The sequence below is a fragment of the Streptomyces sp. NPDC003379 genome, from assembly GCF_053589195.1.
This window is the reverse complement of the sequence record NZ_JBSFRK010000024.1, coordinates 106,425-122,786: the sequence shown is the minus strand read 5'-3', so window position 1 is coordinate 122,786 and position 16,362 is coordinate 106,425. Positions and strand designations below refer to the sequence as shown.

The window sequence follows — 16,362 nt, the reverse complement described above, 5'->3', positions numbered from 1 at the left end:
ATGGCCCTTGTCCTCGTCGCGCACCGCGAGGATCACGTGCGCGCCCCGGCGGGCGCCGTCGCCGACGGGCCACGGCGCGCGGGCGTCAGCTCCTTCGGCCTCGGCGGCACCAACGCCCATGTGATCCTGGAGCAGGCTCCTGAGAGGCCGGAGCTCGCGGCCACCGACGAGGAGCAGCTCCTTGTCCTCTCGGCCAGGAGCGAGACAGCTCTGGACGCCATGACCGGCCGACTGGGCGACCATCTGCGCGCGCATCCGGAAAGTTCCCTGGGCGACGTGGCGTTCACACTCCAGATGGGTCGCAGGGCTTTCGACCACCGTCGGGTGCTCGTCGCGCGGGACACCGCCGACGCGCTCTCCGCGCTCGAACACCCCGACGACGGACGGATCCTGACCGGCGGCGGCAGCGGCGGACACCGCCCGGTCGCTTTCATGTTCAGCGGCTTCGGTGAGCAGTACCCCATGATGGCGGAGCGGCTGTACGAGACGGACGCCACCTTCCGCAGCACGCTCGACCAATGCGCCGAGCTCCTGCTGCCGCTCCTTGATCGGGACATCCGCGAGGTCGTCTTCGACCGGGCCGCCCGGCGTCCGGCCACGCAGGGCGGCAAGCCGGACCTGAGGCACATGCTGACTGCCCCCGCGCTCAGCGATCACCCACTGGGCCAGCCCGCGTTGGGCTATCCCGCGGTCTTCTCCGTCGAATACGCGCTGGTGGAGATGTGGCGCTCCTGGGGCGTCGAGCCGGAGATGATGATCGGCCACAGCCTGGGCGAGTACGTAGCGGCGTGCGTCTCCGGGGTGTTCTCCCTCAAGGACGCCCTGCGTCTGGTCGTCGAGCGGGCCCGGCTGATCTCCGCCTGCGACGAGGGCGCCATGGTGGCCGTCCCGCTCAGCGAGGAGGAACTCGCGAGCCACCGCACCGATGGTGTGTCCCTCGCAGCTGTCAACGATCCGCGCACCTGCGTCCTGGCCGGCCCCGTCACGGCCGTCGAGCACACGATGGCCGTGCTCGCGGAGGCCGGAGTCGTCTCACGACGCCTCAACACCCGGTTCGCTTTCCACTCACCCATGATGGACGGCGTGGTCGAGCCGTACGCCGAGATCGTGCGCTCTGTGCGGCTGCACGCCCCGGCTGTCCCATTCGTCTCCAACGTCAGTGGAACCTGGATCACCGACGAACAGGCCACCGACCCCGAGTACTGGGCCCGTCATGTGCGCCTCCCCGTCCGCTTCGCCGACGGCATGGGCACCTTGTGGGGCGCCGACGACGTCGTCCTCGTCGAGGTCGGCCCCGGCAGAGCGCTGATGTCGGCGGCCATGCAGCACCCGGCGAGCACACGGGCCGCCGACCGGGTCGTCGTACCGACCCTGCCCGACGCGTTCACCGCCGAGTCCGCCCGTATCACGGCGCTCAGGTCACTCGGCAGACTGTGGCTCGCCGGGGCCGCCCTCACCTGGGAGGGCCTGCACACCCACGCCGCGCGGCGCCGACTCGCCCTGCCCACCTACCCGTTCGCCCGTTCCCGCTACTGGCTCGACGGCGACAACCGGGACGGGGCCCCTGCCGGGACGGGCGAGCGGGCCCGGATGGGCGACTGGTTCCACGACACCTCATGGCAACGCCTCGGACCGGTGGAGGGCATGTCCGCGCCGAAGGACCACCACTGGCTGGTCTTCGCCGACGGCACCGGGCTCGGCGAGGAGGTGGCCGCCCGGCTCACCGCGCAGCACGCGTCCGTGGCTGTCGTCACCGCGGGGCCGCAGTGGCGGCAGGACGGCCCCGACCGGTTCGTCGTCGACCCCGCCGCAGCCGGTGACTACGCGCTCCTCGCCGAGGCGCTTCGGGCCCGCGGCCCCTTTCCCGATCGTCTCGTGCACTGCTGGGGGGTCGAAGCTGTCCCGGCACCGCATGAGAGCGGCGCCGTCGAACACGTCCTTGAGCGCGGCTTCCACAGCCTGACCCGCTGGACGCGTGCGTGCGAGGGCGAGCTCATGAGGGGCGAGACGCACTGGACCGTGGTCACCAGCGGCGCCTGCGCGGTGCTCGGCGACGAACCGCTGGAGCCGGTGAAGGCGACCGTCCAGGGGGTGTGCAAGGTGGCGCCCCAGGAGTACCCGTCACTGAGCTGCGTACAGCTGGACGTGCCCGCGCCCGGGGAGGGGAACGGCGGCCCGGCACGGCTCGCGGAGCGGGTGCTCGACGAACTCGCGGGCAAGGCCGACAGCGGGACCGTCGCCCTGCGCGGCGCCGCCCGTTGGGGCCAGAGGTTCGTCTCAGCGCCGCTGTGCCCGACCGGCGAGAGCGTCCTGCGGCCCGGCGGCGTGTACCTCATCACCGGTGGCCTCGGCCGTATAGGCCTCGTCGTAGCCCGCTCCATCGTCGAACAAGCGCCCGGCGCGCGACTGGTGCTGATGAGTCGCACGGGCCTGCCGGAAGGCAACCGCCCGGGCGAGGAACTCTCGCCCGCCGTCGCCGCCGTCGAGCAGTTGGAGAAGGCGGGGGCCTCGGTCATGGTCTGCGCCACCGATGTGGCAGACCTCGACGGCGTGGCCGGTGCCGTGGCGAAGGCGGTCGAGGAGTTCGGCCCCATCAACGGAGTCGTGCACGCCGCCGGCACCACCGGGCCGGAAGCCCATCAGGTGCTTGCCGATCTGACCGACGCCGACTGCGTACGCCACTTCGGACCCAAGCTGCACGGCGTGCACGTCCTTGACCGCGCTCTGGCCGCACAGCCGCTGGACTTCGCGCTGCTGTGCTCCTCGGTCGCGGCGCTGCTCGGCGGACTGGGCTTCACCGCGTACGCCGCCGCGAATGCCTTCCTCGACGCGCACGCGCGGCGCGAACCGCCCGAGGGCGGCGTCCGCTGGACTTCCCTGAACTGGGAGGCATGGCGCTTCCCCGACGACACCGCCATCGGATCGGGCATCGGTGCCGCCGTCCACCACGTGGCCATGAGCCCCGACGAGGGGCGACAAGTCTTCGAACGTGTCCTCGGAGCCGGGCAGCGGCCACAGGTCATCATCTCCACGACCGACCTGGAGCGTCGCGTCGCCCAGTGGTCCGCGCCCGTGCGGGACGCGGGCGCGGACCGGCAGCGGCACGCCCGGCCCGGCCTGCTCAACGCCTACGTCGCCCCCGCGACGGACCTGGAACGGCGGCTCGCCGAGGTCTGGGAAGAGCTGCTGGGTATCGAGGCAGTCGGCGTCCAGGACAACTTCTTCGAACTCGGAGGCAGCTCCTTGCTCGGCCTGCAAGTGGTGCACCGCATACGCACCGGCCTGAAGATCGCGGTACCACTGACCGTCGTGTACGAGGGCCCCACCATCCGCTCGCTGGCCAAGCTGATCGGTGAGCTGTCATGACGGTGGAGCGTGACATCGCGGTGGTCGGCATGGCAGGCCGTTTCCCCGGCGCACGTGACCTCGACGAGTTCTGGACCAACATCCGCGACGGCGTGGAAAGCGTCTCCTTTTTCACCGAGGAACAGCTCCTGGCCGCGGGCGCGCGCCCCGAGGAACTGACGCGTCCCGGCTTCGTTCCCGCCGGTGCCGCTCTGCCGGGCATGGACACGTTCGATGCGGAGTTCTTCGGCTACACCGGCCGCGAGGCGGAAGTCATGGACCCGCAGCACCGGGTCTTCCTGGAGACGGCGTGGCAGGCACTGGAGCACTCCGGGTACGACCCGGCCCGGTTCACCGGGGGCATCGGCGTGTTCGCGGGCGCGGGCAGCAACGGCTACCTGGCCAACGTCTACTCCCACCCCGATGTCGTCGAGAGCCTGGGCCGGACCCAGGTCCTGCTCGGCAACGAACTGGGGTTCCTGGCCACGCGGGTCTCGTACAAGCTGGACTTGCGCGGCCCCAGCATTTCGCTGCGCACTGCCTGCTCCACCTCACTGGTGGCCGTCCACCTGGCCTGCCGTTCGCTGCGGGACCGGGAGTGCGACATGGCCGTGACGGGCGGGGTGTTCCTCAATCTGGAGCAGGAGCGGGGCTATGTGCACCAGGACGGCTCCTTCGTCTCGCCGGACGGGCACTGCCGACCGTTCGACGCCCGCGCGGCAGGCACGCTGTTCGGCAGCGGCGCCGGCGCGGTGGTGCTCAAACGCCTCTCCGACGCCCTCGCCGACGGCGACACGATCCACGCCGTGGTCAAGGGCTCAGCCGTCAACAACGACGGAGCGATGAAGGTCGGCTTCACCGCTCCGACCGTGGACGGGCAGGCCGGGGTGATCGGCGCCGCCCTGCGGGACGCGGGCGTGTCCCCCGGCGAGGTCGGCTATGTCGAGGCCCACGGCACCGGCACCGCCCTGGGCGACCCCGTCGAGATCCGCGCCCTGGGCAAGGCCCATGCGGAAAGGCCCGCGGGCAGCATCGCGCTGGGCTCGCTCAAGTCCAACGTCGGTCACCTTGACGCGGCCGCGGGCATCGCAGGACTCATCAAGACGGTGCTCGCTCTGCGGCACACCACGCTGCCGCCGACCGTGCACTTCGAGACCCCCAACCCCGACATCGACTTCGGGCCGTTCCGTGTGCAGCGAAAGACGGCCCCGTGGCCGCGGTCCGGGGGGCCGCGAACGGCAGGCGTCAGCGCCTTCGGCTTCGGCGGCACCAACGCCCACGTGATCCTCCAGGAGGCGCCGCCCGCCGCTGGTCCCCCCGGGCCGGGGCCGGGGCGGCCCTCTCACCTCCTGGTGCTGTCCGCCCGGGACCGGGCAGCACTCGACGAGTTGAGCGACGCCATGGCCCGGCAGCTCCGGCTGGACCCGGCGCCCCTTGCCGCCGTCACCCACACCGCCGCCGTCGGCCGACACCACTTCCCGGTACGGCGGGCCGTGACGGGCCCCGACGCCGCCTCGATCGCGGCCGCCCTGGAGGCCAGGGATCCGGCGCGGATGACGACCGGTACATGCGCCGGAACGGTGCCCGGCGTCGCGTTCCTCCTCAGCGGACAAGGCGCCCAGTACCCCGGTATGGCGCGGGAGCTCCACGCACAGGAGCCTGTCTTCCGCGAAGCCGTGGACCTGTGCGTGAAGGAGCTGTCCCGGCACGGTACGGACGACGTCGACCTGCTGGAGCTGATGCTCCACGACGACGCCTGCGACGCGCAGATCAGCCGTACGGCGACCGCTCAACCTGCCCTCTTCGTCCTTGAGTTCGCCCTGGCGCGACTGTGGCAGTCGTGGGGCGTCGAGCCGTCTGCGCTGCTGGGCCACAGCCTCGGCGAACTTGTCGCGGCGTGCCTCGCCGGTGTCTTCACCCCGGAGGACGCCCTGGGCCTCGTGGCGCTGCGTGGACAGCTGATGCAGGAGCAGCCCGGCGGCGCGATGCTCAGCGTCATGGCGGACCGCCCGACCGTAGTGAAGTTGCTTCCGCAGGACGTCTCTCTGGCCGCCCACAACGGTCCCGAGGACTGCGTCGTCTCCGGCGACCATCCGGCGGTGGCGGAGTTCGCCGCACAGCTCGCGGAGCGGGGCATCGCCACCCGGCCGGTGCGCACCTCGCACGCCTTCCACTCGCCCCTCATGCAACCCGTGGTGGCGCGGTTCACCGAGGCCGTCGCCGCCGTGCCCCGACAGAGACCCGCCATCGGCTTCGTGTCCAATGTGACCGGCACATGGATCACCGACGAGCAGGCCAGGGACCCGGAGTACTGGGGACGGCACATCCTCGCGCCGGTGGAGTTCGACGCAGGGGTACGGACCCTGACCGCGCAGCCCGGCCTCGTGCTTCTGGAGGTGGGCCCGGGACAGACCCTCAGCAGCCTTGCCCGGCGCGTCGTCGCGGGTGGGGAACCGGTGCTGATCACCGCCTCACTGCCCCATCGCAACGACCGGCGCCACCCCGTGGGGGCCCTCCAGCGTGCGCTCGGCCACATGTGGACGACCGGCATGGAACCCGACTGGGCGGCAGTGCACGGCGGCGGGGCCGACACGGCCCGACCCCGCCGTGTTCCGCTGCCCGCCTACCCCTTCCAACGCAAGCGGTACTGGCTCGAACGACGGAGTCCGCAGGCCACCGGCGCCCGGATGGCCCGACGCGCGGACACCACCGACTGGATCCAGGCACCGTCCTGGGAACGCACCGTGCTGCCGCCGATCCGTTCGTCCCTGCGGGGTGAGCACTGGCTGATCTTCGCTGATCGCCACGGTGTCGCCGACGAACTCACGGCACGGCTGCGGCAGGCTGGCGCCGAGCCCACCGTCGTCGTCGCGGGCGACGCGTGGGCGCAGGAGCCCGGCCGCTGCACCATCGATCCGGACGAGCCCGACCACTACACGCGGCTGATGGCCGCGCTCCGCGAGCAGAACCGCCCACCCGTCCGCGTGGCGCACTGCTGGAACGTCACGGCCGGGGACGACATCGCCGACGACCCCCGGTCGGCCTTCGCCACGGCATGCCGCGCCTTCGACGGATTGCTGCTGCTGTCCCAGGCGCTCAACCAGTACCCCGGCCTGCCGGAGTGCCACGTCTGGGTGGTGACCGACGGCCTCCACAGGGTTACGGGCTCCGAACAGCTCATGCCGCTCAAAGCCACGGTGTCGGGACCGGCCCGCGTCATCCCCCGTGAGCACCCCGGCATCGCGATCCGGACCGTCGACGTCGAGCTGAACACCCCGTCCTCGGACCGCAGGACCCCGAAGATCGCCGAACAACTCCTCCGAGAGTTCTCCCTGCGTCCCGGCCATGCGGCCGTGGCATACCGCGGCGCACACCGCTGGTCCCGGACCTATGTGCCCGCGCCGCTTCCGTCCGCCGACGGGGTACCGCCCGTGCTGCGGTCCGACGGCGTGTACCTGATCACCGGAGGCACCGGCGGGCTCGGGCTCGCGCTGGCCGAGCACCTGGCCCGGCCGGGCCGGAAGGTGGCGCTTCTCGCCCGAACGCCCGTCCCGCCGGAGGGAAACGAGAAGCTGCGCGCGCTGCGCGAGCGTGGCGCCGAGGTCGATGTGATCACGGCGGACGTATGCGACCGAGAGCAGGTCGAGTCGGCGATCGCCCGCCTGCTGGACCGATGGGGAGCGGTCCACGGAGTCTTCCACGCGGCCGGGCTGCCCGGCGGTGGCCTCGCACAGCTCGCCTCGCGCGAAGAGTCCGCCCGGACCATGGCCCCGAAGGTGCTCGGCACGCTGCACCTGGAGCGGGCGCTGGCCGGTCGGGAACTGGACTTCCTGTTCCTGTTCGGCTCGAACGCCGCCAACGTCGGCGACATCGGGCAGGTCGACTACGCCGCGGCCAACAGCTACCTCGACGCCTTCGCCCACGCCCCGTCGGAGCACCGGGTGCTCACCGTCGACTGGGGGCCGTGGCGGGACACGGGCATGGCTGTCACCACCAGGGTGCCCGACGCGCTCGCGGAGGTGAGGGCCCGAGACGTGGCCGAGCGCGGCATGTCCACGCAGTCCGCCCTGGACGCGCTCGAACGGGTCCTCGTGTGGTCCGAGGAGCCGCAGCTCACCGTGTCGCCCATGGACGTCCAGTCCCTGATCGACCACGCGTTCACCCTGCGCACGGACTCCGCGGACGGCGAGGAATGGCCGGCCGGACTCGGCACGCCCCAGACGCTGCACCCCCGGCCCGAGGTGCCGACCACGTACGCGCCGCCGCAGGGCGAGGTCCAGCGACTGCTGTGCAGGACATGGCAGGACATGCTCGGCATCGAACGTGTCGGTGTCAACGACAGCTTCTTCGACCTGGGAGGCGGCTCCCTGGTCGCCATTCCGCTCGTTTCGGCGATCAACAAGGCCCTCGGCTGCACCCTCACGGTCGCCCAGATCTATGAGGTCCTCACCGTCGCGGGACTGGCCCGGCTCGTCACCGAGTCCGGGACGACGGGTGCCGGCGGCGAACCGGCGGCCGGTCCCGAGCAGGACGTCGACGATGCCAGGAAACGGGCTCAGGCGCGGCGTCGGCACCAGCAGAACACGATGGTCAGGGCGCGTGCACGTCGCAGGACCTGATGCCCGAGCCGATGCCAGGGCATTGACATCCACCAAGGGAGTAGATTCGAAGTGACCGAGTCCTATGTGCGCGATATCCGCATCGAGGCAGGGAATCCGACGCCTCTGGAGAACGTGGTCGAAGCGAAGGACCCAGAGATCCTGAGCAAGCTAAAGGAGGGCGGGATCCGTCAAGTCCTTTCCTTTGCCGACCCGTTGTGGAAAGTGGCTTCGGTTTGCGCCAAGCGCACGGTTTCGGCTGCGGAAACCCCCATCGACACAGTTCTCTTGGCGAGCGACTCAAGGCGTGAACTCGATGGCCCGGCACCGGATTCGGCCCTGCGTTTCCTGTTGGAATCCGGCTTGAACGGGGCAATGGTGATGGGTGCAGGGCTGAACAGGTGCGCCAATTTCGGCAGCCTCCTTCTGGCCGGCCGGAGCCTCGTGACCGGGAACCAGTCCGATGGCTGTCTCCTGGTGTCGGCCGAGGCCACGGCCGAGGGCTTCCGCCTCCAGGAAGACGGATTCGGAATCTTCAGCGACGCCGCGGCCACCGCTCTCGTCTCCAGAGAGCCGGGCAAGGGGCCCTGCTTCCGGGTCATCGGTGTCCAAGGAGCAGCCAGCGCCGAACTTGCCCTGGTCAGCAATATGCATGAACGGCCCGAAGTCGCGGTCGCGTTCTTCGAAGCCATACAGCGAGCCTTTTCCGGTCTCGGAGTGGAACCCGAAGAGTACTCGGCGGTCGTGGCCAACAATTACATCGTCTCCGCTGTTCAGGGCATGATGGAAGTGATCGACGTTCCATTCGACAGGGTGGTGCGGGAACCTGCAGCCTACTACTCGCACTGTCACTCGGCAGATGGCTTGATAGGGCTCGACCACCTCATCAAGTCCGGTGAACTGGCCGATGGCGACAAGGTCTTGGTTCTCAGTACCGCTGTGAACACGTGGTTCTTCACGGCCCTTGAGTACGTGGCAGCCGGCGCCTGAAACCATGGATCCGAAGGAGTCGTTCGTGATGAGGTCGACGTCCCGCATCCTGTCGGAGGTCTTCGCAGGGTCGGCGGAATTCAGAAACTCTCCGGCGGAGTACTACCGAGAACTTTCCGGTTCGCAGTCGTTGGTGTGGTTCGAGGATCTCGAATCATGGGTCTGTCTGTCGAGCGACGTCTCGCTGGAGGTGCTCCGGAACGCGGAGAGGTACCCGCTCGATCCGCACTGGGAAGACGGAGCACACGTCCCTGACGAGGCACGTGTGCTACGCAGGTCATGGCTGGAGTTCAGCGCCGGTTCCACTCACCGCGCGATACGTGGTGAGAGTTCGGCCGCCGTCTCGCGGTCGAGGGAAGGATGGCACACGCTTGAGGAATCCGTCGACAGGATCATCGACGAAATCCCGGACAGCAGTAAACCGTTGGATCTTGTCTCCGCATTGGTGGAGCCTCTCTGGGACGTACTCCTAAGGGACTGGGTAGGTCTCGACGACGAACTGATCCGCACGCGGGATGAATGGATCCCCGCAGCGGTGAGCGTGGTCAATGGCATGGCTGACAGTCACCAGATGGCTGGCACATCCGATGTCATGAAGCGGATCGGCAAATTGATCAGGGTGTCGACTGGCAGCTCGGATGCCAGACTCCTCGGCGCCCTGGCCAAATGCGAGGGAGGTGATCTCTCGGATACAGCTGCCGCAGCCAGAGCCATCAATATCATTGTGGACGCAACACCGCTGCCGCAAGCGGTAGTTCTGTGCCTCCGCGAGATACTTGCCGACGAAGCCGCCCGCCGTTACATGGCGGGACAGCTCGATGCCGCTGCTTCAGTGGATCCGGGCGGATTTCGGCGCGGGATAGCGGAATTGCTGCGTAGGAACCCAGTCCAGACCTTCGCGGTGCGGTTCTCTGTCGAGGAGCACATGCTAGGGGGGAAGTCGATCTCAGCCAGCGATCGACTCATTGTATTGATCGGTTCGGCCAATAACGACCCACTGGTCCACGACAGGCCAGAGGAGTTCAATCCCGACCGGGAATCCTCCGGCGCAGCGCCATTCGGCTTCGGGCCTCATAGCTGTCTGGGCAGGAGTTTCACCATGGATTTCCTGGTGTGCGCTGTTAGAAGTCTCCTGGCCCGTTTTCCGTACATGTCGCTCGCCGGTAAGGAGTTGTGGATCGAGGGGACAGGGCTGAATCAGTTGGAGCGCTGTCCGGTATCTTTGCACTCTGAGGATTGAGGGCTGGTGCTTGAATCGGAAATCCTGCGGTTCAGGAGGTGACTCAGCGCGCCGTAGCGGTCGCGATCCCTCTCGGAGCGAAGTCGCACGACGATGTCTTTGATCTTCTGCCCTGCGGACAGTGTCAAGGGCGTTCGGCAGGCTCACGTAAGTCATCTCGGTTCCAATGTGGGGACGGAGTCCGGTTACTCTGTCTGTGGCAAGTCGAGAGTGGAAGTACCGACGGCCGCCCCCTCGCCGCGCTCCTCGCGGAGTACGAGGCCCAGTGCACCCGCAGCAACGAGATCGTTGCCGCGGCTGACCTGGACGACGTCGGCCGCCACCCCGACTTCCGCGACGGCAGCGCCAACCTCCGCTGGATGCTGATCCACCTCGTCGAGGAGGCGGGGCGACACGCAGGGCACGCGCGGACATCGCCCGGGAGCTACTCGACGGCACGAAGGGCTACTACTACTGCTGGATTCCTCAAAGGGCGTACACATATCGCCGCCGTAGTCGGCGGGTTGGCGGTGGGGGTTCGATGTCGTTGCGGTTGGCGAATGACTGTCCGGCGAGGGCGGCTTTGCGGAAGATGCGCCACCAGCCTTCCTGGAGGTTGAGCCAACAGGCTCCAACGGGGATGAAGGCGCGGTGGATGCGGGGGTGGTCTTCGAGCCATGTCCGGGTGGACAGGCAGTTGTGGCTGGACAGGTTGTCGGTGACGATCCAGAGCTGGCCGGTCGGGTTGGCGTCCTCGATCTGTTGCAGGAACTGCTGGTAGAAGGCACTGTTGCGGGAGGAGGCAGTCATGGTGATCTGCTGGCCGTCCCGGACGCGTAAGGCCCCGTAGATCCAGGTTCTCTCCGGTCCGCGGCTGTAGTCGAGTTCTACTTTGATCCGGCGTCCGTCGGGTGACCAGGCGGGTGCGGGCGGGAAGGTCCGAGGGATCACCGGCCCTAGCTCGTCGGCGCAGATCACCGTCGCGTCGCCGGGGCGGGTGAGTGTAGAGGCCGATGATCCTCGTCCTTTTGCGACGAAATGCGGATCCTTGGACCGCGTCCAGGACCGCGTCCAGGACCGGGTGCGGCGCCAGCGCACGCCTTCGGCGAGCAGGATGCGGCGTACCTGTGAGCGGCTTACCTCGATCCCCTCGGCCGCGGCCAGAGAATCCAGTGTCCACTCGGCCGGCCCCGACTCGTCGAAGGCCCACAGTTCTCCAACGGGTTCCCACCGCAGTCGCCCCGGCGGCACGGTCTTGACCAGGGCGATGATCCTGGAGCGTTCTTCCTCCGTAATCCGGCGCTTACGGCCCTTGCCCGCCCAGGTCGTCCAGCCCTTGCAGGCCCGATCGGTTGAAGCGGTGCGGCCAGCAGCGGACCGTCTTCTGGCTGCATCCCAGCTCCACGGCAATCGTCGGCACCCTCAGCCCCGACCAGCTCACCTCAATCATCCGGACCCGCATCACCGCATCCCGCGGCGCCTTCCGTGCCCGCGACAACCGGCGAACGATGGCCTGTTCGTCCTCGTCACGCTCCGGCCGTGCCCATAAAACATCGCCCAGCACCCGCCCCCGAGCACCCTCAACTACCCCGCCACCAGGACATATACCCAGCGAAAGGGGAATCCAGCAGTAGTAGCCGCGCAGCGGTCGGTTACTCGCCGGTGACGCCATCGATGGCCTCGCGGAGGAGATCCGCGTGGCCGACGTGGCGGGCGTACTCCTCGATCACGTGCTCAAGGACGAACCGCACATCGGTGTCACCGAACTCCGGGTTCGGCGCGATGCGCGCGAGGTCGACGGTCACCTTCGCGAATAGCCGACGCGACTCCTCGCACGCCGTCAGGTAGTCCTCGTAGACGTCCCTGGCCGGCGTGGCGTCCGACTCGTCGTACCAGTCGCCACCGTCAGCGGTGACGTAGGAAGGTCGCTCGGTGGTAGTCGAGATTCGAGGCGATCACCTCCAGCCACGAGCCCGATATTGCGCGCTCAGGCCGGACGATCTTGTGGACCACAACGTCGCTCACGCTGATGTCTCCCTTACCGGTCATCAAGCTTGGTCGAATCCGTACGTGCCCACGACCAGCGGACTGGGCGGAGGTGCCTCTACTAGCACCTCACGAGCACGTGCACTCAAGAAGACTTCTCTTCGCGTCGGAACTCATCGCTCGATGCCGCCCACAGTTGTCGATTCCGAGATCTTCACAGACTTCGTGGGACGTTGCCGTCCTGCTTGGTCATCCGAGTCGGTCAGCCCGTTCGCGATCCTTTGACCAGCCAGTCATCGCTCTTCAAATCCGAGCCCACTCGGCACGGCACCTGTCACCACGAATGCATCTGGCTGCGGATCTTTGAAGTGGTACTCGTCTTGGGTCAGTGGTCGGGTCGTTCGCTCAGGAACTGGCAGGCGGCTTCGGCTGCTTCCTGCTGAGCTCTTCGCGTGAGTCGCCACCGCTCGGCGTCGGGCGTCGCCGAGCGGGCCGAGGCTGCGATGACGGATACTGCCGATACGGGGCCGCCGATTGCCTCCAGGAGGCGCCTGTGGCGAAGGCGCTCAACCCGCCAGGGGCACGCCGTTGCGCGGGTCGGCGGTGACCCGGCCCCGGCGGCTGCTCCTGCACCGAGCGCCGTCGGCAGCCCCTCCCTGCCGGACCCGTGCCGCCGCACGAGCGACGGCAGCACCACGCTTCCCTCTGCGCGGGTCCGCGGAACCTGGCAGGGGTCTGACGGTGAACCCGTCCGTCAGCCTGTGCTTCTGGCGCAGAACGGGTGGTCCAGCCCGGCTGGTCGACGAGGCCTGCCAGCGGACGCTCGTACGCTCGGGCCCGTGAACATCGACGATCTCGCATGGCAGTCACGGACACTCGGCGGAATATCTCCTTGCCTGGTCACCATGCTGGTGGAGCGGGGGAGGTGGAGCTGCTGTTCAGGCTGAACCCGACAACCGCCCCATTCTGGCGGGGGAACTGAACAGCCCGCCGTCCGGCCAACCCAACATCGTTACGGCGGTGTGGAGTTGCATGTGGCGACGGCCGGAGGGCGGGGAGCAGGTGGCCCGCATCGATCACGTGTGGAGCGGGTCAAACAGTTCTCCCGTAGCCGTAAACCCCGGCCTGATCCGGATACCGCAGGATGATCTGCTGGCTGGCCGGCGGTTCTCGTGGCCGACCGTCCAGGCTGCAACGCGTGCGGAACCTCACTTTTAGGTGGGCCCCTCACGGTGACTGCTGGTCACGTTCCTTCTGTCGCCCGGGATCGGTCAGCGGAGCGTGACGGGTATACGTCCGGAGAGCGCGTGTCGCGGCGCACAGGAGAGGGATCGTGCGTACGGGGGCCGTGGAGGGCAACCCCGGGGAGGACCGGTCGGCGTTCGCGCGTGAAGGGCGGGACGGGGTCATCCGTCGGGCATATCAGGCATGTCGGTGCCCGGGCGTGCGGGTTCGGCCGGCGGGGTTCGGACGGGCCGGGCACCGAGCAGCCTCCGGCAAACGGCTGAGGGGCCGGCTCCTGGTCCATGGTGACGAGGAACTGCTGGCCGCCTTGGCGGCCGAGGGAACGGTGACCGCCTACGACGTGCAGGTCGAGGCGGCGGTCGCTCTCCTGCCGCGCCTGGCCGGCCACGAGGTGGATCAGGGTCGTGCGGGACTTCGACCCCGACCGCTACACCCGTACCGGCGGGGACGCGCCGACCCCGCCGGTCCCGCAGGCGCTGTGCCTGGGCATCCTGATCGCGCCCACCCCGGTCGGGCAGGGCATCGGGGACTTCCTGAAGCAACTCGCGCAGTCCGTCACGCAGAGCACGTCGTGGCCGGGCTCGTGGGCGTGGGCCTGGTGGTGTCGGCCGTCAACTGGCTGCTGGCGAACTGGTGGATTCTCGTCGCCCTGGGAGTGGCAGCGGCGGGAGCCGGCATAGTGTGGCTGTACCAGAGGCAGCAGCGGGCCCGCTGGGACGCCGCACAGGCGCAGGCGCTGCGGTACGCGATGCCCCCACTAGAGGTGTTCCACCACGCCCGGCCTGCGGTGCGGCTGGCCGCTCGGCGAAGGCCCCGTCCGCCGACGCAGCTGCGCGTGGCCGAGCCCGTGCAGGGATCTGGCGTACTGGGAGCCCACGAACTCACGGCTGGCGGCCGCCCTCAACCTTGCCGGGCGGAGTACGTGGGCCGTGCCGCGCGCACGCCGCGGTGAAGCCGACCGTGCTGCGATCTCATTGACACCGCGATTAATGATCACTAAGACTCGTCACCGACGGTCGAGTTGAGCATCCTACGTGAGCGTTACTCGAAGGGACATTCGTGCGAATCCCCGGATCGGTGGCGCTGGTCACTGGTGGCAGTTCAGGTCTAGGGCTGGCTACTGCCCGGCGGCTGGTCGCATCCGAGGCGAGTGTCGTCTTGATGGCCAGAAGCGAGACGGCGGGTAGAGCCGTGGCCAAGGAGTTAGGCTCACGGGCCCTCTTTGTCGCGGGGGACGTGGCCGACGAGTCCGATGTGACCAGAGCCCTGGACGCCGCCGACAGGTTGGGGCCGTTGCGAATCGTGGTTTCCTGTGCCGGGGTGTCGCACGCCCGGCGGCTGGTGAATCGGTCCGGGGTGATGCCCCTCGCCGAGTTCGAAACGGTGGTGCGGACGAATCTGGTCGGCACGTTCAACGTGATCCGGCTGGCTGTCCCGCGCATCGTTGCGCACCCAGCAGCCGAGGAAGACCGGGGAGTCATCGTCAATACCTCGTCCATTGCGGCCTGGGACGGTCAGGTCGGACAGGCCGCTTACGCCGCCGCGAAGTCAGGGATTGTTGGGATGACGCTCCCGTTGGCGCGCGAGCTGTCCGTACATGGGATTCGGGTTGTCACTATCGCGCCGGGGCTGTTCGACACGCCGGTGTTCAGCGCCGTGCCCGCCACCGTGCGGGACGTACTGGGTGGCCAGGTACCGCACCCGGAGCGGCTGGGAGTGCCCGACGAGTTCGCCTCACTGGTCGAGCACGTGGTCGGCAACGGCATGTTGAACGGTGAGACGATCCGCCTCGACGGTGCCCTGCGGCTGCCTCCTCGTTGATTGCTTAGGTGGGTCATGTTCGCCGTTACCGTCACACGCTTCGATCCCGAAAGACCGCTCAGCGGGCTGGAAATGGGGCAGCGACCCGATCCGGTCGCGCCCGGCCCAGGTTGGGACACTGTCAGGGTCAGCGCCGCGGCCCTCAACCACCATGACCTGTGGACGCTGCGGGGCGTGGGCATCCATCCAGGGCGGCGCAGGCCACTTGTGCTCGGCTCCGACGGCGCCGGGTATGACGAGCACGGCAATCCGGTGATCATCCACTGTGTGATCGGAGAGTCCGGCCACGGCGTGGCACCGGGGGAGCGGCCTTCAGTGCTGGCAGAGAAGTACGACGGGACATTTGCCGAGCGGGTGACCGTCCCCCGTTGGAATCTGCTGCCCATGCCACCAGAGCTGTCCTTTGAGGAGGCGGCCTGTCTGCCTGGCGCATACCTGACGGCCTATCGAATGCTCATGGTGGAATCTGGCGCGTGGCCTGGTGGCACAGTGCTGGTGCAGGGCGCGGGCGGTGGTGTCGCCACCGCGCTTGTCGTGCTGGGCCGGGCGGCCGGCCTGCGCGTTTGGGTCACGAGCCGGAGCGTGGCCAGGCGCGATCAGGCCCTGCAATTGGGTGCCGACGCAGCGTTCGAGGCGGGGGCGAAGCTTCCAGCTCCGGTCGATGCGGTGATGGAGACCGTAGGGGCGGCGACTTGGCGGCACTCGATCGACTCGCTGCGTCCCGGGGGGACTCTGGTCGTTTCCGGAGCCACCTCGGGCGCGGAACTGCCGGACCTCGGGTTGGACCGCATCGTGGCGGAGGAGTTGAGGGTGCTCGGGGCCACGTTGGGTACGCGGCGTCAGTTGACCGACCTCATCGCCTTCTGCGGGGCGGCGAAGGTGCGTCCGATCATCGGCTCCGTACTGCCGTTGGAGCAGGCGCGCACCGGGTTCGAGCAGATGGCCGGCGGTGGGCTTTGGGGAAAGGTGGTTTTCACTGTGGGCCGCGGGCACGGCCGACCTGTTCAGAGTTCGTAACAGGATCTGGTTGAGGTGTCAGGTGTCAGGTGCCCTGGCCGGGCGGCACCGATGCGATGGTTCGACCGTGGGTGCGGCTCCTTTGGAGGGACCGCGCTCCGCGATCGTGATGCAGACGTCTCACCTGCGGCGTTCCGCGGA

The 16,362-nt window shown here is 68.6% G+C and carries 10 protein-coding genes and 1 pseudogene; 8 read left to right on the top strand and 3 right to left on the bottom strand.

The genetic code is table 11. The features are described from left to right. The 5 genes and pseudogenes from ACWDVB_RS24025 to ACWDVB_RS24005 all read left to right on the top strand — a co-directional run. On the top strand, nt 1–3,366 hold a 3,366-nt coding region (locus ACWDVB_RS24025; RefSeq protein ID WP_451611993.1), incomplete at its 5' end, for an SDR family NAD(P)-dependent oxidoreductase. Beyond that, the gene (locus ACWDVB_RS24020; protein ID WP_451516355.1) at nt 3,363–7,964 is read left to right on the top strand and encodes an SDR family NAD(P)-dependent oxidoreductase; all 4,602 of its coding nucleotides are present in this window, start codon (nt 3,363–3,365) and stop codon (nt 7,962–7,964) included. The genes ACWDVB_RS24025 and ACWDVB_RS24020, both read left to right, overlap by 4 nt. A 51-nt stretch (nt 7,965–8,015) precedes the next feature. Continuing rightward, nucleotides 8,016–8,933, top strand: coding sequence for a 3-oxoacyl-[acyl-carrier-protein] synthase III C-terminal domain-containing protein (locus ACWDVB_RS24015; RefSeq protein WP_451516354.1), 918 nt, complete (start codon nt 8,016–8,018; stop codon nt 8,931–8,933). Nucleotides 8,934–8,937: 4 nt separating this feature from the next. Continuing rightward, nucleotides 8,938–10,173 (top strand): cytochrome P450, encoded by a 1,236-nt coding sequence (locus ACWDVB_RS24010; protein WP_451516353.1) that lies wholly within the window; start codon nt 8,938–8,940, stop codon nt 10,171–10,173. A gap of 218 nt (nt 10,174–10,391) precedes the next feature. Next, nucleotides 10,392–10,624, top strand: a pseudogene (locus tag ACWDVB_RS24005) (mycothiol transferase); the annotation flags it as partial. Nucleotides 10,625–10,638: 14 nt separating this feature from the next. Here the strand turns inward: ACWDVB_RS24005 and ACWDVB_RS24000 are convergent. Genes ACWDVB_RS24000 through ACWDVB_RS23990 form a run of 3 tightly spaced genes read right to left on the bottom strand, consistent with a single transcriptional unit; the run spans nt 10,639 to nt 12,098 of the window. Continuing rightward, the gene (locus tag ACWDVB_RS24000; protein ID WP_451516352.1) at nt 10,639–11,562 is read right to left on the bottom strand and encodes an IS630 family transposase; all 924 of its coding nucleotides are present in this window, start codon (nt 11,560–11,562) and stop codon (nt 10,639–10,641) included. Beyond that, nucleotides 11,456–11,824, bottom strand: a complete 369-nt coding sequence (locus ACWDVB_RS23995; RefSeq protein WP_451516351.1) for a helix-turn-helix domain-containing protein — start codon at nt 11,822–11,824, stop codon at nt 11,456–11,458. The genes ACWDVB_RS24000 and ACWDVB_RS23995 overlap by 107 nt, the downstream gene beginning before the upstream one ends. Then, nucleotides 11,805–12,098 (bottom strand): mycothiol transferase, encoded by a 294-nt coding sequence (locus ACWDVB_RS23990; RefSeq protein ID WP_451516380.1) that lies wholly within the window; start codon nt 12,096–12,098, stop codon nt 11,805–11,807. Before ACWDVB_RS23990 ends, ACWDVB_RS23995 begins: the two co-directional genes overlap by 20 nt. 1,856 nt (nt 12,099–13,954) lie before the next feature. On the opposite strand from ACWDVB_RS23990, the gene ACWDVB_RS23985 reads away from it, so the two are divergent. From ACWDVB_RS23985 to ACWDVB_RS23975, 3 genes are all read left to right on the top strand, one after another. Then, on the top strand, nt 13,955–14,335 hold the full coding sequence (locus ACWDVB_RS23985; protein WP_451516350.1) for a hypothetical protein: 381 nt from the start codon (nt 13,955–13,957) through the stop codon (nt 14,333–14,335). 107 nt (nt 14,336–14,442) lie between these two features. Next, a complete protein-coding gene (locus ACWDVB_RS23980; RefSeq protein ID WP_451516349.1) occupies nt 14,443–15,204 on the top strand; it encodes an SDR family NAD(P)-dependent oxidoreductase in 762 nt (253 codons plus the stop codon). Between the two features lie 15 nt (nt 15,205–15,219). Next, nucleotides 15,220–16,221, top strand: a complete 1,002-nt coding sequence (locus ACWDVB_RS23975) for a zinc-binding dehydrogenase (protein ID WP_451516348.1) — start codon at nt 15,220–15,222, stop codon at nt 16,219–16,221. Nucleotides 16,222–16,362 lie beyond the last annotated feature (141 nt).